This window comes from Nocardia sp. NPDC055165, from assembly GCF_053606985.1.
The window spans coordinates 172,169-197,795 of record NZ_JBSGSS010000005.1 but is presented as its reverse complement, the minus strand read 5'-3'; the positions used below and the strand labels follow the sequence as shown (position 1 = coordinate 197,795).

Annotated in this window: 25 protein-coding genes and 1 tRNA gene; 13 read left to right on the top strand and 13 right to left on the bottom strand. The window is 65.1% G+C overall.

Annotated elements, in window-relative coordinates:
• Nucleotides 1-322: 322 nt before the first annotated feature.
• From ACWFRF_RS12860 to ACWFRF_RS12835, 6 genes are all read right to left on the bottom strand, one after another.
• Nucleotides 323-1,015: an FABP family protein gene (locus tag ACWFRF_RS12860; protein ID WP_379315865.1), complete on the bottom strand. Its 693-nt coding sequence runs from the start codon at nt 1,013-1,015 to the stop codon at nt 323-325.
• A 179-nt stretch (nt 1,016-1,194) separates the two neighbouring features.
• Complete coding sequence (locus ACWFRF_RS12855; protein WP_056818727.1) at nt 1,195-1,500, bottom strand: DUF1416 domain-containing protein; 306 nt, start codon at nt 1,498-1,500, stop codon at nt 1,195-1,197.
• A gap of 5 nt (nt 1,501-1,505) precedes the next feature.
• Nucleotides 1,506-2,339: a sulfurtransferase gene (locus tag ACWFRF_RS12850; RefSeq protein WP_379315867.1), complete on the bottom strand. Its 834-nt coding sequence runs from the start codon at nt 2,337-2,339 to the stop codon at nt 1,506-1,508.
• A 29-nt stretch (nt 2,340-2,368) separates the two neighbouring features.
• Entirely contained in the window at nt 2,369-2,839 is a 471-nt protein-coding gene (locus ACWFRF_RS12845) for a DUF4395 domain-containing protein (RefSeq protein WP_379315869.1), read from the bottom strand.
• 273 nt (nt 2,840-3,112) lie between these two features.
• The gene (locus ACWFRF_RS12840; RefSeq protein WP_452450061.1) at nt 3,113-3,547 is read right to left on the bottom strand and encodes a thioredoxin family protein; all 435 of its coding nucleotides are present in this window, start codon (nt 3,545-3,547) and stop codon (nt 3,113-3,115) included.
• Entirely contained in the window at nt 3,544-4,392 is an 849-nt protein-coding gene (locus ACWFRF_RS12835) for an LmeA family phospholipid-binding protein (protein WP_379315873.1), read from the bottom strand. Before ACWFRF_RS12835 ends, ACWFRF_RS12840 begins: the two co-directional genes overlap by 4 nt.
• A gap of 200 nt (nt 4,393-4,592) precedes the next feature.
• Here ACWFRF_RS12835 and ACWFRF_RS12830 point away from each other — a divergent pair, with 200 nt between their 5' ends.
• From ACWFRF_RS12830 to ACWFRF_RS12795, 8 genes are all read left to right on the top strand, one after another.
• Nucleotides 4,593-5,357 (top strand): winged helix-turn-helix transcriptional regulator, encoded by a 765-nt coding sequence (locus ACWFRF_RS12830; protein ID WP_101464573.1) that lies wholly within the window; start codon nt 4,593-4,595, stop codon nt 5,355-5,357.
• Between the two features lie 22 nt (nt 5,358-5,379).
• The gene (mshD, locus tag ACWFRF_RS12825) at nt 5,380-6,288 is read left to right on the top strand and encodes a mycothiol synthase (RefSeq protein WP_379317047.1); all 909 of its coding nucleotides are present in this window, start codon (nt 5,380-5,382) and stop codon (nt 6,286-6,288) included.
• Between the two features lie 296 nt (nt 6,289-6,584).
• The gene (gene pstS / locus ACWFRF_RS12820; protein ID WP_378990567.1) at nt 6,585-7,700 is read left to right on the top strand and encodes a phosphate ABC transporter substrate-binding protein PstS; all 1,116 of its coding nucleotides are present in this window, start codon (nt 6,585-6,587) and stop codon (nt 7,698-7,700) included.
• Nucleotides 7,701-7,791: 91 nt separating this feature from the next.
• Nucleotides 7,792-8,769, top strand: coding sequence for a phosphate ABC transporter permease subunit PstC (gene pstC, locus ACWFRF_RS12815; protein WP_379220142.1), 978 nt, complete (start codon nt 7,792-7,794; stop codon nt 8,767-8,769).
• Entirely contained in the window at nt 8,769-9,674 is a 906-nt protein-coding gene (gene pstA / locus ACWFRF_RS12810) for a phosphate ABC transporter permease PstA (protein WP_379317248.1), read from the top strand. Before pstC ends, pstA begins: the two co-directional genes overlap by 1 nt.
• A 19-nt stretch (nt 9,675-9,693) precedes the next feature.
• Nucleotides 9,694-10,470 carry a phosphate ABC transporter ATP-binding protein PstB gene (pstB, locus tag ACWFRF_RS12805; RefSeq protein ID WP_056818713.1) on the top strand — a complete coding sequence of 259 codons (777 nt, stop codon included), beginning with the start codon at nt 9,694-9,696 and terminating at the stop codon, nt 10,468-10,470.
• Nucleotides 10,471-10,865: 395 nt separating this feature from the next.
• Nucleotides 10,866-11,111: a helix-turn-helix domain-containing protein gene (locus ACWFRF_RS12800; protein ID WP_379315239.1), complete on the top strand. Its 246-nt coding sequence runs from the start codon at nt 10,866-10,868 to the stop codon at nt 11,109-11,111.
• A 320-nt stretch (nt 11,112-11,431) separates the two neighbouring features.
• Nucleotides 11,432-11,701, top strand: a complete 270-nt coding sequence (locus ACWFRF_RS12795) for a hypothetical protein (protein WP_379315238.1) — start codon at nt 11,432-11,434, stop codon at nt 11,699-11,701.
• Between the two features lie 337 nt (nt 11,702-12,038).
• Here ACWFRF_RS12795 and ACWFRF_RS12790 read toward each other — a convergent pair whose 3' ends face one another.
• Entirely contained in the window at nt 12,039-12,872 is an 834-nt protein-coding gene (locus ACWFRF_RS12790) for a YbaB/EbfC family nucleoid-associated protein (protein ID WP_452450058.1), read from the bottom strand.
• Nucleotides 12,873-13,274: 402 nt separating this feature from the next.
• On the opposite strand from ACWFRF_RS12790, the gene ACWFRF_RS12785 reads away from it, so the two are divergent.
• From ACWFRF_RS12785 to ACWFRF_RS12775, 3 genes are read left to right on the top strand one after another with little or no spacing between them, the layout of a single operon-like run.
• Complete coding sequence (locus ACWFRF_RS12785; protein ID WP_379315236.1) at nt 13,275-13,583, top strand: hypothetical protein; 309 nt, start codon at nt 13,275-13,277, stop codon at nt 13,581-13,583.
• The gene (locus tag ACWFRF_RS12780; RefSeq protein WP_379315235.1) at nt 13,583-14,188 is read left to right on the top strand and encodes a hypothetical protein; all 606 of its coding nucleotides are present in this window, start codon (nt 13,583-13,585) and stop codon (nt 14,186-14,188) included. Before ACWFRF_RS12785 ends, ACWFRF_RS12780 begins: the two co-directional genes overlap by 1 nt.
• Nucleotides 14,178-15,239: a hypothetical protein gene (locus ACWFRF_RS12775; RefSeq protein WP_452450056.1), complete on the top strand. Its 1,062-nt coding sequence runs from the start codon at nt 14,178-14,180 to the stop codon at nt 15,237-15,239. Before ACWFRF_RS12780 ends, ACWFRF_RS12775 begins: the two co-directional genes overlap by 11 nt.
• A 1,713-nt stretch (nt 15,240-16,952) precedes the next feature.
• On the opposite strand, the gene phoU is transcribed toward ACWFRF_RS12775, so the two are convergent.
• From phoU to dusB, 3 genes are all read right to left on the bottom strand, one after another.
• On the bottom strand, nt 16,953-17,615 hold the full coding sequence (gene phoU, locus ACWFRF_RS12770; RefSeq protein ID WP_452450055.1) for a phosphate signaling complex protein PhoU: 663 nt from the start codon (nt 17,613-17,615) through the stop codon (nt 16,953-16,955).
• A 272-nt stretch (nt 17,616-17,887) separates the two neighbouring features.
• Nucleotides 17,888-19,960 carry an LCP family glycopolymer transferase gene (locus tag ACWFRF_RS12765; protein WP_452450053.1) on the bottom strand — a complete coding sequence of 691 codons (2,073 nt, stop codon included), beginning with the start codon at nt 19,958-19,960 and terminating at the stop codon, nt 17,888-17,890.
• A gap of 246 nt (nt 19,961-20,206) precedes the next feature.
• On the bottom strand, nt 20,207-21,361 hold the full coding sequence (gene dusB / locus ACWFRF_RS12760; protein WP_378658002.1) for a tRNA dihydrouridine synthase DusB: 1,155 nt from the start codon (nt 21,359-21,361) through the stop codon (nt 20,207-20,209).
• 204 nt (nt 21,362-21,565) lie between these two features.
• Between dusB and ACWFRF_RS12755 the strand changes: the two genes are divergently transcribed.
• Nucleotides 21,566-22,135 (top strand): hypothetical protein, encoded by a 570-nt coding sequence (locus tag ACWFRF_RS12755; protein WP_378990562.1) that lies wholly within the window; start codon nt 21,566-21,568, stop codon nt 22,133-22,135.
• Nucleotides 22,136-22,196: 61 nt separating this feature from the next.
• Here the strand turns inward: ACWFRF_RS12755 and ACWFRF_RS12750 are convergent, their stop codons facing one another.
• From ACWFRF_RS12750 to ACWFRF_RS12740, 3 genes are all read right to left on the bottom strand, one after another.
• Complete coding sequence (locus ACWFRF_RS12750) at nt 22,197-23,153, bottom strand: acyl-ACP desaturase (protein WP_378990561.1); 957 nt, start codon at nt 23,151-23,153, stop codon at nt 22,197-22,199.
• Between the two features lie 230 nt (nt 23,154-23,383).
• Nucleotides 23,384-23,980: a DUF937 domain-containing protein gene (locus tag ACWFRF_RS12745; RefSeq protein WP_378990559.1), complete on the bottom strand. Its 597-nt coding sequence runs from the start codon at nt 23,978-23,980 to the stop codon at nt 23,384-23,386.
• A gap of 137 nt (nt 23,981-24,117) precedes the next feature.
• A tRNA-Lys gene (locus ACWFRF_RS12740) sits at nt 24,118-24,193 on the bottom strand.
• 732 nt (nt 24,194-24,925) lie between these two features.
• Here ACWFRF_RS12740 and ACWFRF_RS12735 point away from each other — a divergent pair.
• Nucleotides 24,926-25,597, top strand: a complete 672-nt coding sequence (locus ACWFRF_RS12735) for a TetR family transcriptional regulator (protein ID WP_378990557.1) — start codon at nt 24,926-24,928, stop codon at nt 25,595-25,597.
• Nucleotides 25,598-25,627 lie beyond the last annotated feature (30 nt).

Below are 25,627 nucleotides of genomic sequence, written 5' to 3'. Positions count from 1 at the left end.
ACCCAGGTCAGAACCGCAATTAAATCAATTGCCGAGCGCGCCGAGCGCGGATAGATTCATCAGTACACAAGAGAGGAGGTGGTCTGAAGAATGTATGTTCATCGGATGCGTGAGGTGGCTGCCCGCTAGCAGCTCCACTGCGGGAGATTCCCCAGCGGTGCGCTGAGCGAATCCCAGGCAGTCACCCGACCCCCGAGCCCCCGGAAGATCCAACCGGGACCATCGCGTTCACAGATCGCGGTGGAACGGCTCGGGGGTCGCTCCATTTCCCGACGAGAACGGCCCGCCCAGAGTGATCCGGGCGGGCCGTTCTCGAAGAATCTCAGCCGATGTAGCGGACCAGCCGCGCCGACAGGCGGGGGACGAGCGCGCCGTCGGGGTCCACGCGTTCTTCCACGTAGGCGAGGTCGCCGTTGTCGACGATGCCGTAGAGGCGTTTGGCGCCGCCCACCACCGCGCCGGAGGTGCTGCGGATGGAGACGTCGGTTGCGAGCTCCCAGGAGGCCTGGTTGCGGGCCTTGCCGTAGTACAGCTCGATGACGCCGTTGCTGTGGGTGAGCAGGAGTTCGAGCAGCTCGTCGGTGCCCTCACCGCCGACCCGCCAGTAGCCGCTCTCGCGCAGGTCCGGGCCGGTGTACTTGCCGTCCGCGTCGAGCTTCCAGGTCTGCGATTCCCAGGCCAGGTAGTCGCCGCCGTCGTGGGAGACGATGATCTGCTGGCCGAAGCGGTAGTCGCCCTCGGCGGGGTGGTGGCCTTCGCCCTCGCCGCGCCACACGCCGACCAGCGGCAGCAGGGCCAGCATGGCGTGGTTCAGATCCGGGCCGAGGCGCAGATTGGCCGTGTCCTCGGGCAGGGGGAGGCCGGGCAACACCGAAATGTTTCGGGCGCCGGTTTCCTTCGCCCGTTCGGCGGCGACGTTGACTGCTTCGTCGCCGCTACGACGCTCGGCCGGAGCGTCTTGCTCTGTGCTCGCTCGCTCGGCCGGTTCGTTACCTTCGCCAGCGAGCCCGCTCATGACTCGGTGAAGAGCCGGTAGAAGACGTACAGGCCGAACCAGCCGATGAGAATCGACACGGCGACAAGGAGTACCTCGAAGAAGATGACCACAATCGGAGTCTAGCCAGTCCTCGTAACAGATACGAAAACGGCCCTGGTAGTTCCCGCACAGGAACTACCAGGGCCGTTGTGAGCTTCTTACTTGGCGACCGCGACGTCGACGGCGTGAATGCCGGCGCCCTCGGGGCTGATCTCGGCGGAGCCGTTGCCCGACGAGCTCAGCGCGCGCAGGGTCCACGAACCCGGCGCGGCGAAGAAGCGGAAATCACCGGTGCCGGAGGCCACGACCTCGGCGGTGAAGTCACCGTTGCCGTCGAGCAGACGCACGAACGCGCCGCCGACGGGCTGGCCGTCGGTGCTCAGGACACGGCCGGTGATGACCGTTTCCTTCTCCACATCGACGCCGGCCGGAATGGCCTGACCCTGGGTAGGTGCTGCACACATATTGATTACGCTCCCAACTCGATAGGCGCTCCGACGAGGGAACCGTATTCGGTCCAGCTGCCGTCGTAGTTCTTGACGTTCTGGTGGCCGAGCAGCTCCTGCAGCACGAACCAGGTGTGCGAGGAACGCTCGCCGATGCGGCAGTAGGCGATGGTCTCCTTCTCGCCGTCCAGGCCCGCGTCCTTGTACAGCTCGGCCAGGTCGGCGTCGCTGCGGAAGGTGCCGTCCTCGTTCGCGGCCTTGCTCCACGGCACGTTGATCGCGCCCGGGATGTGGCCGGGACGCTGGCTCTGCTCCTGCGGCAGGTGCGCGGGCGCGAGGATCTTGCCCGAGAACTCGTCGGGGCTGCGCACGTCGACCAGGTTCTTGGTGCCGATGGCCGCGATGACCTCGTCACGGAACGCGCGGATGCTCAGGTCGGGAGCGGCGGCCTTGTACTGGGTGGCCGGGCGCGCGACCGCGTCGCGCGAGAGCGGACGACCGTCGAGCTCCCACTTCTTGCGGCCGCCGTCGAGCAGCTTGACGTCGTTGTGGCCGTACAGCTTGAAGTACCAGTAGGCGTAGGCCGCGAACCAGTTGTTGTTGCCGCCGTAGAGCACCACGGTGTCGTCGTTGCCGATGCCACGCGCCGAGAGCAGGTCGGAGAACTGCTCCTGGTTCACGAAGTCGCGACGGACCTGATCCTGCAGGTCGGTCTTCCAGTCAAGGCGGATGGCGCCTTCGATGTGGCCACCCTCGTAGGCGGAGGTGTCCTCGTCGACCTCGACGAAGACGACGCCGGGGGCGTTGAGGTTCTCTTCGGCCCAGTCAACGGAGACCAGGACATCGGAGCGAGCCATGTTGTTCCTTTCAGAGACGTGCAAGGGGGTCAGTTCGGTGCCGGGGCTGGTGACCGGCGGAAGCGAGCTACCAGCGGATAGATCTGGCAACCCAGGCAGACCCCGAACGCCGCGTTCAAGAACGCCGCGAACAGGGCGAAGCCGGCGAACACCGCGCCGACGATCGAGGAGCCGAGCGCGAAGCCCAGCAGGGAGAGACCGGCGAACACGAAGCCGAGCGCTTGCGCGAAACGCAGCGGCGGCACGGGCTCGGTCTCGGTGGGCGGACCGTTGCGCGGCGCGACGAACGCGGCGTAGATCCGGCCGTAAGGGTGCTTGGCGGGGCCGCTGATCGCGCCGATCGCGAAGACGACGGCCTGCAGGCCGATCAGGATCGCGGCCGCGGCGGTCGAGAAGGCGGCGACGAGAAGCACGAGAACCAGCACGCCGGTGGTGATCCAGGCCACGAAACGCGGCCCGCGGACATCGACGCGAGGGGGAGATTCAGAGGAACGGGTCATTGTGCGAACTCCTGGGCTTTGTGTAAGTCAGGGGGATCTGCCTGGTCACCGGGGGATCCAGAGGATCACTCGCACGGCGGGCATAGATCGACGTCAGAAATCTCGGGAGAGAAAAAGCCGATCGGTCAGCAGCACAGGCAGCAACAACCACCGAGGCGACACAGATCAACTGTGCGGCGTCGGGTGAGCATCAGCTCGTGGTCGGTTTGCACGAGGAGTAGTTTACCCGGTCTCACCGGAGAATGTCTCGGCCCCCCTGGATATGGGGCTAGATCACACCGTCAGGGGCTCGAGGGCGGTGCGCAGGTCGCCCGCCTTGGGAACGCCGGAGATGCGGAAGCGCTCCTTGCCCTCGGCGTCGAAGACGAAGGTCGTCGGCAGCGAGAGGACATTGAGCTCGCGGGCCAGCGCGGGATCGGCGTCGATGTCGATCTCGATGTCGCGCGGGGCATTCGGGGACTCCGACAGGTCGGCGGTGACGCCGGCGACGACCCGGCGGACCGCGTCACACGGGCCGCACCAGTCGGCGGAGAAGTGCAGCACCGCGGGGGCCGCACCGGTCACACCGGCGGCGTCGAGCATGCGGGCGCGCTGATGTGTCTCGGGGTCGAGGGTGGCGGGACGAACCTGCCCCTGCCTGCGCGACAGGTAGAACCCGACCGCGACGGCGGCCGCGATGACGGCGGCCAGAATGACGATCTCGATCATGGTTGCTGCAATCGGTCCAGGTCGATGGTGATGTTGCGGCCGACACCCTCGACGACGATCTGGCCGCCGAGCGCCGACACCTCGGTCGGTGCGACACCGAACGGCAACTCCTTGATATCGATCGTACGGCTGAAGCGGGCGAGCACTGCGGCGTGATCGGTCTCGGGGATCTTCGAATCGGTCTTGACCGCGGCGGTGGTGTCGACCGTGCTGGTGGTGTCGGTGTAGAAACCGGTCGCCTGGATCCGGACCTTGTCGCCCTCGAGCAGCAGGTCGGCCTGGATCTGCACCGGCACCCGGGTCGCGGAACTGGACGGGGTGACACCGGCGGGCAGGACACGGCCGTTCGCCGCGGTGGGCAGGGTGCCCTTGAGGACGAGGACGCCCGCGGTGGTCATTCCGGACCCGCCGGAGCCCCCCGTGCCGTCGGACTTGTCGGCCGGCGGGGTGTGGACCTGCAGGTCCGGGATGCCGAAGAGTTTGCCGAGTTCGGTGGGCTCGAAACGCATCAACGCGTCGATTCGGTCGACCTGCGCCGTGCGCGCCGCGCCGTCGAGCAACTCGCTGGCCGTGGCGTGCAAGCCCTGCAGCTTGGCCTCGATGCCGACCTCGCCGGGGATGTCGGGCCGCACGGCGCGGGCGCGGATCGTCACGTCGTCGTAGCGGCCGCTCATCGCCTGGGCGGCGAACGGGAATCCGTGGAACGTGACTTCCGGGTCGGCGGACAGATCCGCGCCCGCCCGCAGTTGACGGGAGACGTGGTACTCCGAATAGGCGGCGGCGCCGAAATCGATGACCACCGCCAAACCGGCCAGGCAGAGAAGCCCGATGATCAGCTTGCGCATGCTGTGACACTAGCGGCTGGCGTCGCGGGTCGCGGGCCCCTGGTCCCTCCGAGGCGAGGGCGAAGAACACAAAACGGACGCCGTGTTGCGAGGTAGTGGCTGTAGAGGCGCTAATGTTGCACACGACTTAACCTGTGTTTCGGCGACGTAGCTACGCGGCTGCTGTCGTCCGCGGAGCAACGAGATAGGAGGAGAGCCCCATGGAGCTGCTCCTACTGACCTCCGACCCCAACCCCGACGCGGTCCTGCCGTCGTTGACGCTCCTGGCGCACAACGTCCGGCCCGCGCCGACCGAGGTGTCGTCCTTGCTGGAGGCGAGTAGCGCCGATGTCGCGCTGGTCGACGCCAGAACCGACCTGGCCGCCGCGCGCGGTCTGTGCCGACTGCTGGGCAGCACGGGGTCTTCTGTTCCGGTGGTCGCGGTCCTGACCGAGGGCGGCCTGGTGGCCGTGAACGCGGACTGGGGCCTGGACGACATCCTGCTGCCCGGGACCGGCCCCGCCGAGCTCGACGCGCGCCTGCGGCTGCTGGTCGGCCGCAACGGTGGGGTCGCCAGCCCGGAGAACACCGGCAAGATCACCCTGGGTGAGCTGGTGATCGACGAGGGCACCTACACCGCGCGCCTGCGTGGCCGCCCGCTCGATCTCACCTACAAGGAATTCGAGCTGCTCAAGTACCTCGCGCAGCACGCGGGCCGGGTGTTCACCCGCGCCCAGCTGCTGCAGGAGGTCTGGGGCTACGACTTCTTCGGTGGTACCCGCACCGTCGACGTGCACGTGCGGCGCCTGCGCGCCAAGCTCGGCACCGAGTACGAGTCGCTGATCGGGACCGTGCGCAACGTCGGCTACAAGGCGGTGCGCCCGGCTCGGACGGCCACAGCCAAGGGTGAACCCGCGGTGACCTTCGTCGACGAGGACATCGACGGCGACGACTCCTTCGCCCCGCTCAACGGCACCGCGCAGTAGCAGCGCACCCAGGAGGATGGCGATGCCGGATACAGCAACCTTGACCTGGGCTGCTCAGATCGAGCCCGGTACCGCGAACACGGTGCGGGCCCTGCTCGAACGCGCGGCCGACCTCGACGGTGTCGCTCCGGTCTCGGAGCAGGCGGTGCTGTCGCTGGCCGAAGCCGATCCGTCGACCCGGCACGTGCTGGCGCTACGCGGGGGCGAGTTGGTGGGTTACGCGAATCTCGTTGCGGCACATGACGATCACCCCGCGATGGCCGAGGTCGCCGTCGACCCCGCCGCCCGTGGCGCCGGTATCGGCGCCGACCTGGTCCGTGCCGCACTGGCCGAGGGTGGCACGGGCACCAGGGTGTGGGCGCACGGTGACCTACCCGCCGCCAAAGCGCTGGCGACCGGCCTCGGGCTGGTCACGGCTCGCGAGCTGTGGCAGATGCGCCGCTCGATGGCAACCCCGGAGCTACCGGAACTCGAGCTTCCGGAAGACCTCGTCCTCCGCACCTACGCGGGCCCCGTCGACGACCTCGAGATCCTGCGGGTGAACAACGCGGCTTTCGCCTGGCATCCCGAGCAGGGCGGCTGGACCGAGCGCGACATCGCCGCTCGCCGCGCGGAATCGTGGTTCGAACCGGCCGGTCTGTTTCTGGCGTTCGACGTCGCCGACCCGGACCGCCTGCTCGGTTTCCACTGGACCAAACAGCATCCCGACGCCGCTCCCGCCGGTGAGGTGTACGTCGTCGGGGTCGACCCGTCCGCGCAGGGGCGTGGCCTGGGCAGACTGCTCACCCTGGCCGGTCTGCGACACCTGCGCGCGGCCGGCTCCACGGAAGTCCTGCTCTACACCGAAGCCGACAACACCGCCGCCGTGAACACCTACACCAAGCTCGGTTTCGCGCCCGCCCACATCGACGTCGCGTACTCCCTGCCCTGATGCGAGTCACCTCACATTCGAGGTGAATTCTGGTGCGCGAGGAGAATATTGCGCGGATGACCGGGTAAGCGCGAGTAAAACTGGGGCTAACGTCACATTCGCGGCATTGATCGCGCCGGGCTGTTCATTCTCCGTTAACCCACATCGGGCCAACTGTCAACCGGACGACCTTAGGTTACTTCTGGGCGGCACAGTCGTCGCCTGGTGCGCGCATTCCTCGGGGATAGCGAGCACCGGCCAGCCTCGCTCGGGCCGGTGAGGGACCGAGTGAGACACCCAGCATTGTCGGAGGAAAAGTGAACTTCAAGCGCACCAGTGCCCTGGTCGGCGTCTTCGCCGTGGGCGCCATGACCCTGGCGGCCTGTGGCAGTGACGACAACGCCACCGGTGGCGATGCGAGCAATGCCGCCAACACCAGCGTTGCCTGTGGTGGCAAGAAGGCGCTCAAGGCGTCCGGTGCCTCCTCGCAGAAGAACGCCATGGAGCGTTTCGTCGCGGCCTACGAGAACAACTGCGACGGCTACACCCTGAACTACACCTCGAGTGGCTCGGGCGCCGGCGTCAACGAGTTCCTCGGCGCCCAGACCGATTTCGGTGGCTCCGACTCGGCGCTGAGCTCCAAGAAGGAAGAGCCGGCCAAGGCCGCGGAGCGTTGTGGCGCCCCCGCGTGGAACCTGCCGACCGTCTTCGGCCCGATCGCCATCACCTACAACGTCGACGGCGTCACCGACCTGGTGCTCGACGGCCCGACCGCCGCCAAGGTGTTCAACGGCTCCGTCGCCACCTGGGATGCCCCCGAGATCAAGGCGCTCAACCCCAACGCCAAGCTCCCCTCGGAGAAGATCGCCGTGATCTTCCGCTCCGACGAGTCGGGCACCACCGACAACTTCCAGCTCTACCTCGACGCGGCCTCCGACGGCGCGTGGGGCAAGGGCGGCGGCAAGACCTTCAACGGTGGCGTCGGTGAAGGCGCCAAGGGCAACGAGGGCACCTCGGCCGCCATTAAGAACACCAAGAACTCGATCACCTACAACGAGTGGTCCTTCGCCAAGGCGCAGAACCTGTCCATCTCGCAGATCATCACCTCTGCGAGCAAGGACCCGGTCAAGCTGTCGGCCGAGTCGGCCGCCAAGGCCATCGACGGCGTGAAGATCAAGGGTGAGGGCAACGACCTCGTCCTCGACACCAGCTCGTTCTACAAGCCGACCGCCGCCGGCTCGTACCCGATCGTCATGGCCACCTACGAGATCGTGTGCTCCAAGTACGCCGACGCCGAGACCAGCAAGGCCGTCAAGGCCTTCCTGACCTCGGCCGTCACCAACGGCCAGACCGGTCTGACCGAGGCGGGCTACGTGCCGCTGCCCGACGCGTTCAAGACCAAGCTGACCACCGCGATCAACGCCATCTCCTGATCGCTTCCTGGCCATGACCATGCACCCCGAGGTGACCGCAGTGGGCTCGTCGAATTCGACGAGCCCACGGGCGGCCGGAGATACTGCGAATATGCCGACCGAACCGAAAATCGACAAGGCCCCTGACGGGGGTCGTACCGGCCGCCTGAACGCCGAGACGATCTTCCGGTGGACGGCCACCGCGGCCGGCGCGACGATTGTCGCGGCCATCGCGTTGATCGCGCTGTTCCTGCTGATCCGCGCGGTCCCCTCGATCAGGGCTGACGAGGTCAACTTCTTCACCAGTACCGAATTCTCGACCGGTGACGCGAACAACCTGCGCTTCGGTATCCGCGACCTGTTCATGGTCACGGTGCTGAGCTCGGTGTTCGCGCTCATCGTCGCGGTGCCGATCGGTGTCGGTATCGCGCTGTTCCTGACGCACTACGCGCCGTCGCGGCTGGGTAAACCACTCACAATGCTGGTCGACCTGCTCGCCGCGGTGCCGTCCATCGTGTTCGGTCTGTGGGGCTTCCTGGTGCTGGCACCCAAGATCGTGCCGGTGCAGGAATTCCTGAACGAGAACCTCGGCTGGTTCTTCCTGTTCTCCCACACCGAAGGTGGAATCTCGATCAGCGGCGGTGGCACGATCTTCACCGCCGGCGTCGTGCTCGCTGTCATGATCCTGCCGATCATCACCTCGGTGTCCCGTGAAGTGTTCTCGCTGACTCCGCGTGCACACATCGAGGCAGCGCAGGCGCTCGGCGCGACCAAGTGGGAAGTCGTTCGCATGACTGTCCTGCCGTACGGCCGCAGCGGTGTGATCGCCGGTTCGATGCTCGGCCTCGGTCGTGCACTGGGTGAGACGATCGCCGTCCTCGTTGTGCTGCGGACGGCTTCGGTGCCCGGCACCTGGTCGCTGTTCGACGGCGGCTACACCTTCGCCTCCAAGATCGCGTCGGCTGCTTCGGAATTCAGCGCCCCGCTGCCGACCGGCGCCTATATCGCCGCAGGCTTCGTCCTCTTCGCGCTGACCTTCGTCGTCAACGCGCTGGCCCGCCTGGCCTCCGGTGGAAAGGTGAACGGCTGATGACCACCACAACGACTCTCGACAAGCCGGTAAAGGCTCGGACCTTTCGTGAGGTCAGTACCGCCCGGCGGATCAAGAACAACGTCGCCACCGGCCTGGTCACGCTGTGCTTCGTCATCGCGCTGATCCCGCTGGTGTGGGTGCTCGGCCTGGTGGTCACCAAGGGCATCACCGCGATCGCGTCCGCTGACTGGTGGACGAACTCGCAGAAGGGCATCCTGCCGGATCAGACCGGCGGCGGCGTCTACCACGCGATCTACGGCACGATTGTGCAGTCGCTGGTCGCCTCTGTCATCGCGGTGCCGCTGGGCATCATGGCCGCGGTGTACCTCGTCGAATACGGTCGCGGTCGGCTCGCCAGGGTGACGACGTTCATGGTCGACATCCTGGCCGGTGTGCCTTCGATCGTTGCCGCGCTGTTCATCTTCGCGCTCTGGATAGCCACCTTCGGCATGCCGCAGAGCTCCTTCGCCGTCTCGCTGGCGCTGGTGCTGCTGATGCTGCCGGTGGTGGTGCGCAGCACCGAGGAAATGTTGAAGCTGGTGCCCGACGAGCTGCGTGAGGCTTCCTACGCGCTCGGTGTGCCGAAGTGGAAGACGATCCTGCGTATCGTCGTCCCCACCGCGGCGCCCGGCATGATCTCCGGCATCCTGCTCGCCGTAGCCCGCGTAATGGGTGAGACCGCGCCGGTGCTCGTGCTGGTCGGCTACAGCAAGTCGATCAACCAGAACATCTTCGACGGCAACATGGCCTCGCTGCCGCTGTTGATCTACCAAGAGTTGGCCAACCCGGAGGCTGCCGGCCGCGAACGTGTCTGGGGTGCGGCGTTCACGCTGATCCTCATGATCGCACTGCTGTACCTGGCTGCCGCCGGCGTCAACAAGCTGCTCACCCGGAACCGATAGAAGCGAACGGAATACTCAGATGGCCAAGCGGATCGACGTCAAAGATCTCAACATCTATTACGGCAGCTTCCACGCCGTGGCGAATGTGGAACTGACCGTGCTGCCGCGCAGCGTCACCGCCTTCATCGGTCCCTCCGGCTGTGGCAAGTCCACCGTGCTGCGCTCGCTCAACCGCATGCACGAGGTGACCCCGAACGCCCGCGTCGAAGGTGCCGTGCTGCTCGACGGCGAGGACATCTACAGCTCCTCGATCGACCCGGTCGGCGTGCGGCGCACCATCGGCATGGTGTTCCAGCGCCCGAACCCGTTCCCCACCATGTCGATTCGCGACAACGTGGTGGCCGGGCTCAAGCTGCAGGGCGTGCGCAACAAGAAGGAGCTCGACGAGGTCGCCGAGCGCTCGCTCAAGGGCGCCAACCTCTGGAACGAGGTCAAGGACCGGCTCGACAAGCCCGGCGGCAGCCTCTCCGGTGGTCAGCAGCAGCGTCTGTGCATCGCCCGTGCCATCGCGGTCTCGCCCGATGTGCTGCTGATGGACGAGCCGTGTTCGGCGCTGGACCCGATCTCCACCCTGGCGATCGAGGACCTGATCACCGAACTCAAGAAAGAGTTCACGATCGTCATCGTCACCCACAACATGCAGCAGGCCGCGCGGGTGAGTGACCAGACCGGTTTCTTCAACCTCGAGGCCCAGGGCAAGCCCGGTCGCCTGATCGAGATCGACGACACCGAGAAGATCTTCTCCAACCCCACCCAGCGCGCCACGGAGGACTACATCTCCGGCCGCTTCGGTTAAATCACACCGGGAAAGCCCCCGCACTCCTTCCGAAAGGAGTGCGGGGGCTTTTCTAGTTGATGGAACAGAACAGCAACTGCGGTAACGCGTGGCTACTGCAATGGCCGCGCGTCCGGCGGGCAAGTGTATTCGTGCGCATCGGCAAATCGGCCGCAGACTCTCATACCCTTTCGTTGAAGAGATTGCAATGTGACAACAGTCATGAGGTCGAATCATCTTTCGACGGAACCGAAGACGCTTTCGGGCCGTCTAATTTGGTTGTAAGGCAACGAAAGTCAGCCGAGCGAGTTGGTCCGAGGATTCGCTGCGAGACAGGCGGGCCCAGTGATTCGTAAGGCTCAGACGCTGAGTTGTGTCGCTACAACGCAGTCTGCGCTAGCAGCGGGGAGGCCAAGATGGAGCTAATTGCGGGCGCGCTTATGGAGTACCGCTTGCGCGCCAATCTGAGTCAGGAAGAGTTGGCAGATAGGGCGCAGCTGAGTGTGCGTGCATTGCGGAACATCGAACGCGGATGCACCAGGTATCCGCATATCAAATCCATTAGGCGGCTCACCAGTGCGCTGCAATTGACGGAAGAGGAAGAGGTAATTCTGCTGCGGATGGTAGATCGGCCCATATCGTGCCGACGACAGCGAGGCTGATTTACCATGCTAGTGGTCGACGGGCAAATCCGCACCGCCGCTCGATCGCGTGGCGAATAAACTTCCGCTCTTTCTGCCGGTGATAATTCCTGTTGAGTAAGCCGGTGGTCGGGTTATGTTTGTCGTGTTCAACAAAAGACAAATGATGGAGGTTGGAAATGACGAACTTTCGAGCATTCGCTGTCGCGGGTTTGGCAGTTGCGTCGGTGACGGCTGGGGCGCTATTGGGGGCGGGTAATGCGTCTGCGAGCCCCGTTGTGAGCCAGAGCTATGGACCGTGCACATGGAGCGCGGATGTCGTATCCATCGGGGGAGTTCCGATGGATGGGTACGCCTACAACTGGCTGGTAAAGACCGGCCGAAACGACAACTCCGGTGCGGCGTGCAGTTTCGAGGCCAGGTCCGAATTCAAGATGAAGGATAGTGGCGAGGTAAAGACTGTTGCCTTCGGTAGCAGCCAGCTTGCCCAGGACGTGATGTTTTCTGAGGGCGGCGCTCGCCCCCTGAATATCAGCCTGCGGGTGTGCGAGAACGGCGTCGGGTGCTCCGATTGGGCGATTCAGCACAGCACCTGGGGCTACGACCACTAACAGTGGCTGATGGTGATGCTATCGCCTGTAGTGCCAATTCAGGCCCGTCTGTAGGCTCGCGGATAGAAGCTGCGGGCCTACGGACTGCCTCGGTCAGCATCCTGAAATGCATGCGCTTTCTCCGCTATGTCACCGTGCCTTGTGCGGGTGATTACAGATTCGTCCCTGCCCTGGGTATCGGGGAGGTAGCGAGTGGCCGGAGATGCGCCGAACATCCTTCTCAATGTGGCTGTCGCGGCGCAGCGTTCGTAGTAGCGGCCGGCAGATGACGTCGAACGGCGGCGGATACTCCAGTCACGGTCCATGAGTAGGATGGAGAGGTAGCTACGAGGTGCCCTCAATTGTCCCAGTGATAGTCGTCCAGATAGTCGTATCCGGGATAGTCGTATTCTGGATAGTCATGGTTAGGCGGCAAGGCTGGGTGGGGCGACAAGGCTGTGTCGTGCCAGGGCGGACCGATTGGTTGTGGCACCGGTCGATCGGCGGCATCGAGGTCTGACGTCGAGGACGTCGGACGGGGCAACGGGACTCTTCTCGGCGCCGGCGGACTCGCGATGACGGTCGCGTAGGGGTTGTCATCACCGGGCTCTATCAGGTCGTAGACGCCGCCGTCGCCGGGAGGCTCGTGCGGCCTGATCACATGCGCCATTCGATCTTCTGGATCTCCCCTGCGCGCAACGGCAACCGGCGGTGCGTCGTGGATTTGATCTCGCGGATCGGGGCCGGGATCCGGATGCTCAGATGCCACGTTCGGCTCAGCATCTGTTGCCTGCGGTGAGTTCTCCTCACGCGGCTGCTCATCGGCCGGTGACGCGGGCTCCAGCGAATCGGTTGGCTGGACGCCCGGCTCGGCCTCCTCCGGGCTGTCGAGATCGTTGCCTTCAGGCTCGGATTCATCCTCCGTCTCGATCTCGTCCTGCAGGTCTTCGACTGTTGCACGCATGGTATCGCTGGCTTCGGCGTGAGCGAGTCTGTGTAAGCCGACAATATGTTCCACCAGAATCTTTGGATCCAACCGAAGGCCGGACTCGCTGAGCCGGATGTCGTGCAGCGACCCATTGGCGCCCACCTCGACAGTGACCGACTGATCGCTGGAGGAGGCAACTCCCCGAATGCGCAGCAGGGCTTCTTGCAGATGCTCGATCCGCGCGCGTTCGGCGGCTTCCTCCATGACGAACCTCACTCCAGTTTCGGCGCGAGCCCAACGAGCTCTTCTGCGCGGCAGTCGACACGACGCTTGCGGCGAGGAAACATGCTGCTCATGCACGACACGATCGTCCATCGGGTGCCGCACCCGGCTCTGAACTCGCTGCCACCTCCCCCGCAGTCGGCGGCCGGTTCCAAAGATTGTTCGGATTCGAGGGAACCACTCCCGAGTCTGCCGCGTCATACCTAGTGACACAACAGATCTCGGGGGGCAACGTGGTGAATACCACCAGGAAGTCGGGCTCGGCCGTAATGGGGCGTGTACTCAGCCTGCTCTCGGAGGATGTTGGTTCGCGCGACAGAGTCCGTGAAGGCCTCGGAGCGTGCGACCGATCGAACCGAACAGCCGCACAGTAAGGGGATTGTCATGGAGATGAACAGTGAGGGTGTGCATTTGCTGGCGGGCGGCCAGACTGCGTCCAGCCAGCTGCTGTGGACAAGCGCAGGGCGTTTGACCAGTGCCGCAGCCGATTTCGTTCCGGCGCAGGCCGGCCGCGACTACCAGGATCATGGGGCGCAGATTCAGGCAGCGATGGAAGCTATCGGCGTGCGGGTGACCGGCTGGGCGGCCGTCGTCGAGCAGAACGGCAGCAACCTGGCGACGAGCGCGAACGCGATAGCCGACTCGGACGATACAGCGGCCGCCGGTATCAACTCGATCGAAGGAGCACGGTAATGCAGGCGGCCCAGGGCAGCAGCGACGTCGACCGGATCTTGGCTCAGGGACTCGGCAAACTGAATAGCCTCGGACAGTTCATGTCTCTGTACCAGGATTGGACCGGAACATACCCGAATGAGACGAGTCCGGACACGCTCATCGATGGCTATCAGCAACAGCAGGGTATGAGCGTGGAAGCGCTCCGCACGTATGCGACCACCCTGAGCGACGAGCTGACAGTGACGCTGAATGATCTCGCCGTCGATCAGCAGTCTCAGCTCACCGAGCTGAACTCGGTCTGGAACGAATCCACGGGATCGTCCGCGGCGGCGCAGGCGCAGTCGCAGCTGGGTGTCGGTCTGACTGCTGACACCGAGTCGCTTTCCCTCACCGCGAATACCGTCACCACGGCGGCCGACACCCTCGAGCGCATGGTTTCGCAGAAGGCGTCCGCGATCGAGCAAAGCCTCAGCGACAATATCGCCGGCCTATCGTTTCAGCAGGTCAGTCAACTCGTGGACTACGCCAAGAACGGTTTCGGCGGATCGAGCTCCGAAGAGGCGGCGGCGAAATTGCGCGCGATCCTTCCTGAATACCCGGGCGGTGGTTCCGATGTCGCTTGATCCTCAGCAGTACGCGACTCAATGGCTCAACACGGTGTTCAAGCCCGATGTCGAGAACAAGGTTCAACTCGTCTCAGGGTTGAATACCGCAACAGACAGTGCCGTGTCGGGGTCATTGCAGACGGTCGCGGGACAGATGAATAGTGTGGCAAATGGTAGTGGCGCGGGCGACGGGTCCAAACTGACTACGGGTGACGGGGCCAAGGCGACAACGGGTGACGGGGCCAAGGCGACTACCGGTGACGGGGCCAAGGCGACTACCGGTGACGGGGCCAAGGCGACTACCGGTGACGGGGCCAAGGCGACAACGGGTGACGGGGCCAAGGCGACTACCGGTGACGGAGCCAAGGCCACCACTGGTGACGGGGCCAAAGGTGGCGGCAGCGGAACCACAGACATGGGCACGGCTGGCGTGTGGCGGCCGGGAGACATCGCGAACGTAATAGATTCGGCCAGCAAAATCACCGGCAACATTCCTGACCTGATCAAGGCTATCGGCTCGTTGGATGATGACGTCGACGACATCATCAAGGCTGGCGGCGAGGCCATCAAGTCAGGCGGCCAAGGCATCGCGACGGTGCTCGACGCGGTCGACAAAATGGACAACCAGACGAACACCGGTGCTGCTGCCGCTCCCTCTGCTGGCGACAGTGGCGGAAAGCCGTCTGGTGGTGACAGTACGTCGGGTGGTGGAAAGCCGTCTGGTGATGACACTACGTCGGGTGGCGGAAAGCCGTCCGGTGGTGACACTACGTCGGGTGGCGGAAAGCCGTCCGGTGGTGACACTACGTCGGGTGGTGGCACGACGTCGGGTGGTGGAAGCCCGTCTGGTGGTGGCACGACCTCGGGTGGTGGAAGCCCGTCTGGTGGTGGCACCACGTCGGGTGGTGGAAGCCCGGCCACTGCCCCGGCGAGCATTTCGCAGCCATCCTCACTCATGGGGCTACCGCCGGTCCGTCCGCAATCCGATAGCGAGCAGGAACACCGCCGCGACTCGCGCTTCACGACCCCCATCACGGCTACGAGCGAGCAACAGGAGGTCCAGTCATGAATCCGATTGCACGGCTGGAAGCTATAGCTGACCAGCACACATCTGCGGTAAAACGTATTCAGGATCGATTCGAACAAGCCGACCAGCGCGCAAGAGAGGCTTCCCGAGAACTCGCCGCCCAGGAGCGGCGACGCCGCCAGTCCAACCGCGACAAGCAGCCCGTGCCGCGGAAGTCGAATTCTCGCACCCTCACTCCCAGCGATCTACTCGGCCATCCCGAGCTGCTTGTGTGGGCACTGAGGAAATAGCCGTTGCCGTGGCTGCGACACCACTGAAAGAGGGAGTATCGGTGCCGCCCGAGCCCGCTGCTAACGGGGTACGTAATCTGTTGCTTCGGGAGTGATGAGCGACAATAGGAGTGAATCCAGGGATTCATGGATCACCTTACGGATGATCTTCAAGGGACTGTGCCCCTGGATAGCCTTCGAGTTCGGGCGGTGTTCAAATATGGTTGCCTTTGAGGATGCGGTGCGCCGAACACCGGAATCCACAAGGTTGACAATCGCAGTTGCTCGTTCATCAGGGTGTGGCCCAAAGCGGGCTGGCGCCGAACGTGATGAGGCGTCAACGGGAACAGTGCATGTGGCATTCATGCCATGCGGAGCGTGCTGAAAAAGCTAAGGCTGGAGAGCAGTATGTTTGACGGGCCGGTCGAATTGTGGGCGTGATGCCGACAGGTGGCGGCGATGTTAGTTGCGCCGTTGAGTCGAAGCAGCCCATCGCGGTGTTGCGGAGGGTGGCCATGAGCTTGGATCGCGGGGACAGGCGCAGGACCTGATCCGCGGCGGCAACCCGATTCCGCTGGTGAGTCTGTGACAGTCAGGGTCCGGATATCCCGGGGCTGGCAGAAGCCGAGGCTGCCGTCGTCAGCGGAATCGTCGTTCGCCGAACGAGTCACCGTGAAGGCCGACCTCTACTTCATCGGCGTGCGGCAAGCTTGTGGGCACCGGAATCACTGCTGGCTGCATGCTTCCGTTTGGCACCGCGATCGAGCTGACGGGCGCAGTTCGGCAACACTTTGAGGCTCAGTCTTCCTCGCGCTAATGGTCTTCGGCTGGTCTACTAGAATTGGCCGTGACGGACGGCCGTTCGATTCTGTGATGGGACCGCGTTCGCAATTCTCGGTTTCGCCGTTGCAGCAATGTCAGGGCCCGCGCGTGCGCGCGGGCCCTGACAGCGGCTCGCCCCGATCCGCCGATGAGCTTCCGATCGGAACCCGCCGCCCATCCGAGGCTAGCGAGTAATTACCCAGTAACCACTCGGTGTTTGCGTGCAGTAGTACGTAAACTGCGGGGCGTCGTATGTCCCATTTTGCGTCATAGCCCGGATCGCGTCCCAGCATGCATCCGAGGTCTGGTAGAGCCCGTCCATTTCAACTGCAACTGCGACTCCTGGGGACAAAGTCGCCATCCCCGCTGCGGCTGCTCCGATAACAAGGGCGGCTGAAATCGTCTTCTTCATTTCTTCCTCACGGTTCGACAGCACGGATAGGCAGAACTGGGAGGTCCAATTCCCTACCGTGACAATGGTGTTCGGTTGATCTACTCAATAGGACGCGGCGGTAAGCCCGATGGTTCCATTGTGTGATCTACTTCACAACCACCGTGAAGCGGTTATCGATCTAGTTGGTCGACGGATCTTTTCGTAGCTACCTGATTGGGTGACGCGCTAGGTGGCTTGTGATCATCGGCGAGTTCGAAATCCGCCCTGCACCTAGTTCTCGTGATCGTCGTCGCTGGGAACGACCCCGGTCACCAGGAAGATCACACGACGGCCGATCTCCACCGCGTGGTCGGCGAAGCGCTCGTAGTAGCGGCCGAGCAGGGTGACGTCCACAGCGGCGGCCACACCGTACTTCCAGTCGCGGTCCATCAGGAGGGTGAACAGGTGGCGGTGGAGGTCGTCCATCGCTTCGTCGTCCTGGTTGAGTTGCGCGGCGCGCTCGGGGTCGCGGGACTCGAGCACCTCTTTGGCGCCCGCGCCCATGTTGACCGCGATGCGGCCCATTTCGGCGAAGTAGCCGTTGACCGACTCGGGCAGGGCATGGGCGGGGTGGCGGCGGCGGGTCACCTTGGCGACGTGCAGCGCGAGCGCGCCCATCCGGTTGACGTCGCCCACGATCTGGATCGCGCTGACGACCTGGCGCAGGTCGCCCGCGACGGGGGCCTGCAGTGCGAGCAGCGCGAAGGCCTTCTCCTCGGCCTCGGTGATCATCACCGAGATCCGATCCTGCTCACCGATGACCTGCTCGGCCAGACCCAGGTCGGCCTGCAGCAGTGACTGGGTGGCCTGTTCCATCGCCTGGCCAGCGAGACCGGCCATCTCACCAAGAAGGTTGGCGAGGTCGGCCATTTGCTCGTTGTAGATGACACGCATGATTGCAGACCCTAGTGGGTACCCGGACCGCTGTCACCCAACACTGGGTTAATGCCGCATGGCAGTGTCGTGGCAGGTCAGCGCCCGGACCGACCCTGATGCCTGCGAGCGCGGGCATCAGGGTCGGAATCACTCGGCTACGTCCAGAACTGCCAACTGTCGCCACCGTCGTATTCGCAATCGCTGACGCGCGAGCCAGTGCTGCGGAATTGCTCCGCCTGGACCTCGAACTCGTGCTGGCTAGGGTACTTGCCGGTTGAGGTTGGGCGGCATCAGGAACAGGTCTCGTCGGCAGCGTTCATGTGCTCGAGATCCGACGGCAGCGCGACCGGGCCGGCGCTTTGCGGTTCGCCTATCGGCACACTCGGTAGTTCCGCTCCGACTGGAGTTGCGGTGCGTAAGGTGCCGGCGAAATCGGAGCCGATCACCACTTCGATGATGCTGCCCAGCTCATTGGCCTGCTCCAGGACCGCGCCTGGGATGGTGCTCGCCACGGTAGCTGCCTCGGCCTCGAGCCCCGCGGCGAAGCGGATCTTGGAGGTCGACGAGGTACCACCGGAGTAGTTGCCGGTGTTGTAGATCCCGAAGCCCTGGTAACTGAGTTTCGAGGCGACAGTCTTGGCCACACCCACCGTGTTCGAACCGTTGGATACCAGCAGCGACATCGTGCCAGGGGCAACCGCGTACTGCTTGGGCGCGACTGGTGCCGGTATCGGCGCCGAACTCTGTACCTCGGGTGCCTTGGTCTCGCCGGGCAGCGGCTGGTCGTCGATGATGGAACGGAAAATCGCCTTGATGTCGGATTCGCGTGGGATCTCGTTGCCGTAAGCGGTGGTGCCCGCGGTAGGTGCGGTGATAAAGGTGACCGCGCCTGCGCTGACTTTCTGTAGTGACCGGCCCAGCAGGATGAGATCCTGTGTGCCGACGCCGTCGACGAAGGTGTGCTGCCTGAACGCGTCGACGAAGCCCTGAAGCTTGGCTGGGTCGAGCAGCACCTTGCTCGACAAGGCACCGCGCAGAAGCGCGGACAGGAACTGCTGCTGGCGGTGGATGCGGTCGTAGTCGCTGCGTTCCTCGCCCACCACGTGACGTGCACGCACATAGTTGAGCGCTGTCTCGCCCAGGATTCGCTGCTTGCCGGAGGTCTCCAGAACAGGGCCGAGGACGCCGTCGATGATCGGCTTGGTCGAACACACCTCGACGCCATCGATGTGGTCGACCATGGCCTCGAAGCCCGCGAAATCGATGCCGATGAAGTGGCCGATACTCAGACCGGAAATCTTGCGCACCACGTCTACGAGGCAGCGCGGACCGCCGAGGGCATAGACGGCATTGAGCTTGCCGCTCGACTCCGGCGCGAACTTCTGGTCGGTGTAGGCGTTCTTCGCGTTGTCGAAGCCCGAGCACTGGGGGCGGGAGACGTCGAGGTCGCGGGGGAAGGACACGACGACTACTCGGGAGCGATTCTTCGGAATGTGTACCAGCATCACGGTGTCGGCCCGCGCGCCCTCGGTGTCGGCGGCGGAGCCGGCACCCATGTCCGCGTTGGCACCCGCTCTGGTATCGGTGCCGACGATCAGGTAGTTCTCGTCGCCGAGCTGCATGTCGCCGTCGAGCACATCATCGGTCGAACCGTCCAGCGCCGAGACCTGGGTGAAACTGTTGTTGGTGGCCTGTAGATAGCTCCAGCCGCCACCGGTGATCACCAATGCGAGTACAGCGATGAACGTCAGGACGACCCGTCCGGCCATCCGCACCTGCTTGGTGCGCCGACCTTCGCTGCCCGGACGACGTGGCGGTGCCGCGGACGCGGTTTTGACCGGCCGGGCGCGCTCGGGCTCGGCGGCGGGGTTCACCGTGGGCAGGATGTCGGTGGGCGGATCGACCGGACCGCCCACCCGCCGTGCCGGGACGGCGGTGCGGACCGGCTCCTTCGACTGGGCGGGCAGCGCGGTGGTCGCGGTGCGGTCGGCGGGGGATTCGGCGCGATGGGGTGGGGTGCCCGCGATGTCGTCGACTACGGGGGAGCCGTCGGTGCGGGGGGCGATGTCGGGACGTGGGGTGGGGCGCGGTGCCTGTTCGCGGGCGCGGCGGCCCGCGCGCGAGGCGGGCTCGGCGCTCTCGGCGGGCGGAACGCGTCTGCCGCGTCTGGTGCGTTCGCTGTCGACCCGGTTCACCAGGTCGGCCACCGTCAGCGGTGCGGAACCGGCGTCCTGCGTCGCGTCGGCGTGACGCGAACGTCGCGAGCCGTTTTCCGGTTGCTCGGTGGGTTCGGCCGTCGGGTATCGCTCCCAGGGGGCGCGATTTCCGGGCCGGGGCGTACGCCCGCGCCGATCGTCACCCACCAACGAACCTCACTTCTCTATCTGGCGCAGCCTGCGCGTCACCGACCGGCTCCGATTCGAACCAGAGTCGAACGATCCCGCAATGATAACGATTCCGCCACGAGTGGCCACTCCAGTGCACACGGGAATCGCTGACGATGTGATGACGAAGCTCGAATCGCCGACGAAAAGCCCTGCTCGAGACGGTGTGATCGGAGGAAACCGCAGCGGCTTACGAATTGATGTCGACCCGTTATCGGTGGCTGGTCAGCCGCCGCTGTGCATCACATCGGCCGCGGCCGGGACGGTGTCGTCCTCCGGATCGTCGAGCCAACCCTCTGGAAGCACCACCTTGGTCTGCGGCGAACCCTGCCGTCCGCGCGGTCCGAGCGCGTCGGTGGGGAACGGCACGGCCGGGTCGAGCTGCCCGACCAGGTCCTCGATCTGCGACAGCTTCGACACGGTGGCGAAGCTGCGCCGCAGCTGCGAGCCGACCGGGAAACCCATCAGGTACCAGGCCATGTGCTTGCGGATATCGCGCATGGCCTTGTCCTCACCGTCGTGCTCGGTGAGCAGGGTGGCGTGGCGCACCAGGATCTCTCCGACGCGGCCGAGCGTCGGCCCCTCCGGGATCGGTTCGCCGCGCAGGGCCGCGCTGAGTTCGGCGAACAGCCACGGCCGGCCGAGGCAGCCGCGGCCGACGACCACGCCGTCGCAGCCGGTCTCGTCCATCATCCGCAGGGCGTCGTCGGCGGTGAAGATGTCGCCGTTGCCGAGGACCGGGATGGAGGTGACGGCTTCCTTGAGCCGGGCGATGGCCGACCAGTCGGCCGCGCCCGAGTAGAGCTGGGCCGCGGTGCGCGCGTGCAGCGCCACGGCGGCGGCGCCCTCGGCCTCGGCGATGCGGCCGGTGTCGAGATAGGTGTGGTGGTCGTCGTCGATGCCGATGCGGAACTTGAAGGTCACCGGAACACCGGCCGGTTCGGCCGCGGCCACCATCTCACGGACGATATTGGCGAAGAGCCTGCGCTTGTACGGCAGCGCCGAACCGCCGCCGAGCTTGGTCACCTTGCGGACGGGGCAGCCCAGGTTGAGGTCGATGTGGTCGGCCCAGCCCTCGCCGACGATGATCCGCACGGCCTCGCCGAGCGTCTTGGGATCCACCCCGTAGAGCTGCATCGAGCGCGGATGTTCGTCGGCGTCGAACGACATCATGTGCAGCGTCTTCTCGTTGCGCTCGACCACTGCGCGGGCGGTGATCATCTCGCACACGTAGATCGAGGTCGCGCTACCGAACTCCCGGCACAGCCTGCGGAAGGCACGGTTGGTGATGCCCGCCATCGGCGCGAGCACAACCGGCGGATCGACCGGGTAGGGCCCGATCCGCAGCGCGGTGGGCGCCTGGGGCAGCGTGGTAGTCACGCACACGATTGTCTCATCCGCCCCGATGTGATCGATCTCGCGTCCTGATGCTTATCCGCGGGTCATCGCCGCCACTGCGACCGAGATGACACCGTTTACCTGCTACGCCGTGTCCGGAACAGGTCCGCGACGTCAGTAGCCTTACTCTGCTGGCATCGTCGCCTCCGGCGGTGCGCTGTCCCCACGTAATCGGAGAAGACCCCCATGGAAGACGCCACCGACCTGACGAAAACCCCTGCCACGCCCGACAAGGGCACGGTCGCCGTGCGCGTCTCGTCGCTGGTGGGCGGTGCCGTGATCGCCGTCCTCGCGATTCTCGCGCTGGTGCTCGGCGTGCTGCTCGGCTCGGCCCGTTCCGAGATCTCCGACATGAAGGACCAGGCCGCCGACGACGCGAAGGCCGAACAGATCGCCCTCGACTACTCCGTCGGCTCGGCGACCCTGAACTACCAGGACGTCAACGCCTGGGTCGCCAAGCTCAAGGCCGGAACCTCACCCGAGCTGTCGAAGAAGTTCGACGCCACCGGCGCGAAGCTCGAGCAGATCATCATCCCGCTGAAATGGACCTCCACCGCCACGCCGATCACCGCCAAGGTGCTCTCGCACGAGGGCGAGGTCTACAAGGTCGCGGCGTTCGTGGACGTGAGCACCACCAACGCGCAGAACCCCGACGGCCTGCGCAACACGGTCACCTACAACATCACCGTCGACGCGGGCCAGGACTGGAAGATCACCGACGTCGGCAGCGCCGACGGCGCCCTCCCGATGAAGTAGTCCCCACACAAAAGCGCCGCCCACCTTCGATCGAGGTGGGCGGCGCTTTTCGTAGGAAGTGTTAGACGCTCACCATTTCGCGGCGCTTGGCTTCGCGAGCGAGCATCTTGTCGCGCTGCTCCTCGAACTTCAGCACGTCCTGGCCCAGCTTCTCCAGGAAGCCTGCCAGCCGCTCACGGGTGGCCTCGCCACGCGCGGTGAAGTCGGTGCGGTCGAAGACGTTCCACTTCTTGAGCACCGGCTGCACGACCTCTTCGAGGTGCTGGCGCAGGTCGTAGATGCCGTGCTTGGCCATCAGCACGCCGTTGCGACGGAAGTTCGGCATGCCCGCGCCGGGCATCTGGAAGTTCTCGACGATCATCGAGATGGCCTCGATGGTCTGGTCGGGGCTCAGGTCCATCGCCGCGCCGCAGAGGTTGCGGTAGAAGATCATGTGCAGGTTCTCGTCGGCGGCGACGCGCTGCAGCATGCGGTCGGCGATCGGGTCGTCACAGACCTTGCCGGTGTTGCGGTGGCTCACGCGGGTGGCCAGTTCCTGGAAGGTCACGTAGGCGACCGAGTGCAGGAAGCCCGCGTCGACCTCGGTGGGGGAGGCGAAGCCGTTGGTCATGTGGATCATCCGCGCCTCTTCGAGGGCGACCGGGTCCACGCCGCGGGTGACAACCAGGTAATCGCGCATCACGATGCCGTGCCGGTTCTCCTCGGCGGTCCAGCGACCCACCCAGGTGCCCCAGGCGCCGTCCTGGGAGAAGTTCTCGGCGATCTCACGGTGGTAGGACGGCAGATTGTCCTCGGTGAGCAGATTGGTGATCATGGCCGCCTTGGCGACCTCGCTGAGCTTGGACTGCTCAGGATCCCAGTCGATGCCGCCCATGGCGGCGAAGTTGCGGCCCTCGTCCCACGGGACATAGTCGTGGGGGTGCCACTCCTTGGCCAGCGACATGTGCCGGTTGACGTTTTCCTCGGCAACCGGCTCCAACTCCGTGAGCAGTTCGAGTTGAGTCAGATCCCTTGCCATGTAAAAACCCTTCGCTGTCGTGCTTGCGGTCGAACGTCGCGATGCGGCCATACCTTACGGCACCGTAGGTGTGATGCGAAACGCAACAGAGCGGTTTTCCGACGATGTTGAGCAACGCCACAACTCGTCAGTAGATCCGATGGTCGTGCTGACGAGTCTAGGTGCTCGGCCCGCAGCATAGGGACTATCGCTGCGGGCCTCGCGACGTTAACTACAGGTAGATGAACATCTCAGCGCTTGCCGCCGAGCAGTCCGCCGAGCACGCTGCCCAGCGCACCTCCCGCATTCTTCGACAGGGCGTCGCCGATCATGCCGCCGAGCCCGCCGGTGTTACTGCTGCCGCCGAGCAGGCCGCCCAGCAGATCACCGAGACCGCCGCCGGAGGCCTGCGTCTGCTGCGGTGCCGGAGCCGCGGCGCCGCCACCGCCGGTGAGCTGTTTGGCCACGTAGGCGAGCACGATCGGGGCGAGAATCGGCAGCAGCTTGCCGATCAGGTCGTTGCCGCCGGTGCCGCCGCCCGCGCCGAGCGCGCTGATGACGGTGTTCTTCTCGTCACCGAAGACGTTGTCGACGATCTTCTCGCCATCGCCGACGTCCACCTGCTGCAGATCCACCGCGCCTTCGCCGTCGACGAGGCCGCCGTGGTTGTCGAGCGCGCCGAGCAGTGAGGCCGCGCCTTGTGGCTGGGCGGCGTTGGCCTGGAGGCCGCCGAGCAGCGTCGGCAGCGCGGCCTGCACGGCCGTGGTGGCGGTCGCCTGGTCGACGCCGAGCTGGTCGGCGATCTGGGCGATGGGTACTTGGGAGAGCAAATCGTCGAAGGAAGTCATCTCACTCCGCCTGAGGTCGTGGGCGCCCGGGAGCCCGGGTCGCGCTCAGGGTAGGTGAATCCGCGCACCGAACCCCTGGTTTCGGCGGCGTCTGTGGTTGGCGCGTCGCCACGTGACGATGGTCACGGTAGTAGTCGTGGTGCCCCCTGTAGGACTCGAACCTACGACCTAGTGATTAAAAGTCACCAGCTCTACCAACTGAGCTAAAGGGGCGCGCAGCGGAGTCTAGCGGACGCTGTGCCGAAGGACCGAACAGTCCCCCCGGGTCGAGTCGCGGGCGGCTGATCGCCGCTGGTGGCGGCCGGTAACGACGTGGACGTGCGCGACGATTTCCGGTAAACACCCGGTGCCCCAGCGGTGTTCGCGTTACGAGTTGCGTATGGTCATCGAATACTGTTGTATCGCAACATCTTTCGACAAGCAGGGGTGCAGCAGCGATGGAGAGGTCCAAGGTGGGCGCCGGTCTCGCGACCGTTCGGCGAACGTCGGCGGTGCCGGCGCGGTGGTCAACCGGGCTGCGCGCCTATGGAATTCGTACCCGAAGTAACCATTCCGGTTGCGCTCCGTTTGCTGGTTTGGATAACCGGATCGGATGTTCGGATGGGTACTCCAATCGCCGCGTGTCGACTCGCGAATGCGGGTACGGTGATCGCCTGGTGAATTTCGAAACAATCACCGGTACCGCGTTTTCCGTGGCTCCGGTGCAGGGTGTGGCGTTTCGGGAATTCACCGGCGGATCGCAGGCCGAGGTGATCGCGATGGGTGCGCGAACTCCCGGCAAAGGGGTAGTCGTTACCGCAGGAGGAGGCGGTTCTCACTGGTGGCGGGGCCGCTGTGCGAGGCACCGCGAGTCTTTCATACCGAAAGTTTGAATTAAAACCACAATTCGCACCAACGGTCTGTATTCGACCGTCGGCGTCGAGAAGGTTCGGAGGCGTTTCGAGCATGGCACGGCAGCAAGAGCGGGCGCGCCGGACACGCGCGGCGATAATCAAGTCCGCGGCCGTCGAGTTCGGGAAGAGCGGATATGCCGCGGCATCGCTCAACCGCATTCTGGAAGGTTCGCGCGCCACCAAGGGGGCGATGTACTTCCACTTCGACTCCAAGGAAGACCTGGCGCGCGCGGTGCTCGATACCGCGGTCGAGCGGTACCGGATCTGCGCGGAGCGCTGGCTCGCGCGCGCCGACCTCGGTCCGCTCGATGTGCTGCACGGCATGGTCGACGAGATCGCCCTTCGCCTGGAACACGACACCATCGTGCAAGCCGAGTACCGCCTCGTGATCGAACCCGACTTCCATCGCGACAACGGCAACGGCGGCGGACGGATCGTCGGCCGCGCCACCCGCGTGCTCGCGGTGCGCGCCATCGACGACGGTCACCTGCGCGCCGACGCCGACCCCGACCGCTTCACCCGGACCCTGTCCGCGGCGCTGGCAGGCCAGCGCTATCTGGTCGACCCGATCTCCAACGGTTCCGCCGCCGACCTGCGCGCCCGCTTCGCCGAGGTGCTGGAGGTTATCGTGGAGGCGATGGCCACCCCGCTGTGGATCCAGAACTTCCGCACCGAGGGCTGGCGCGAGCAGGCACGCCTGGATGACCTCGGTTTGGGCGCCTGACCAGGCGATTTGGAACTCTGCGCACACCTG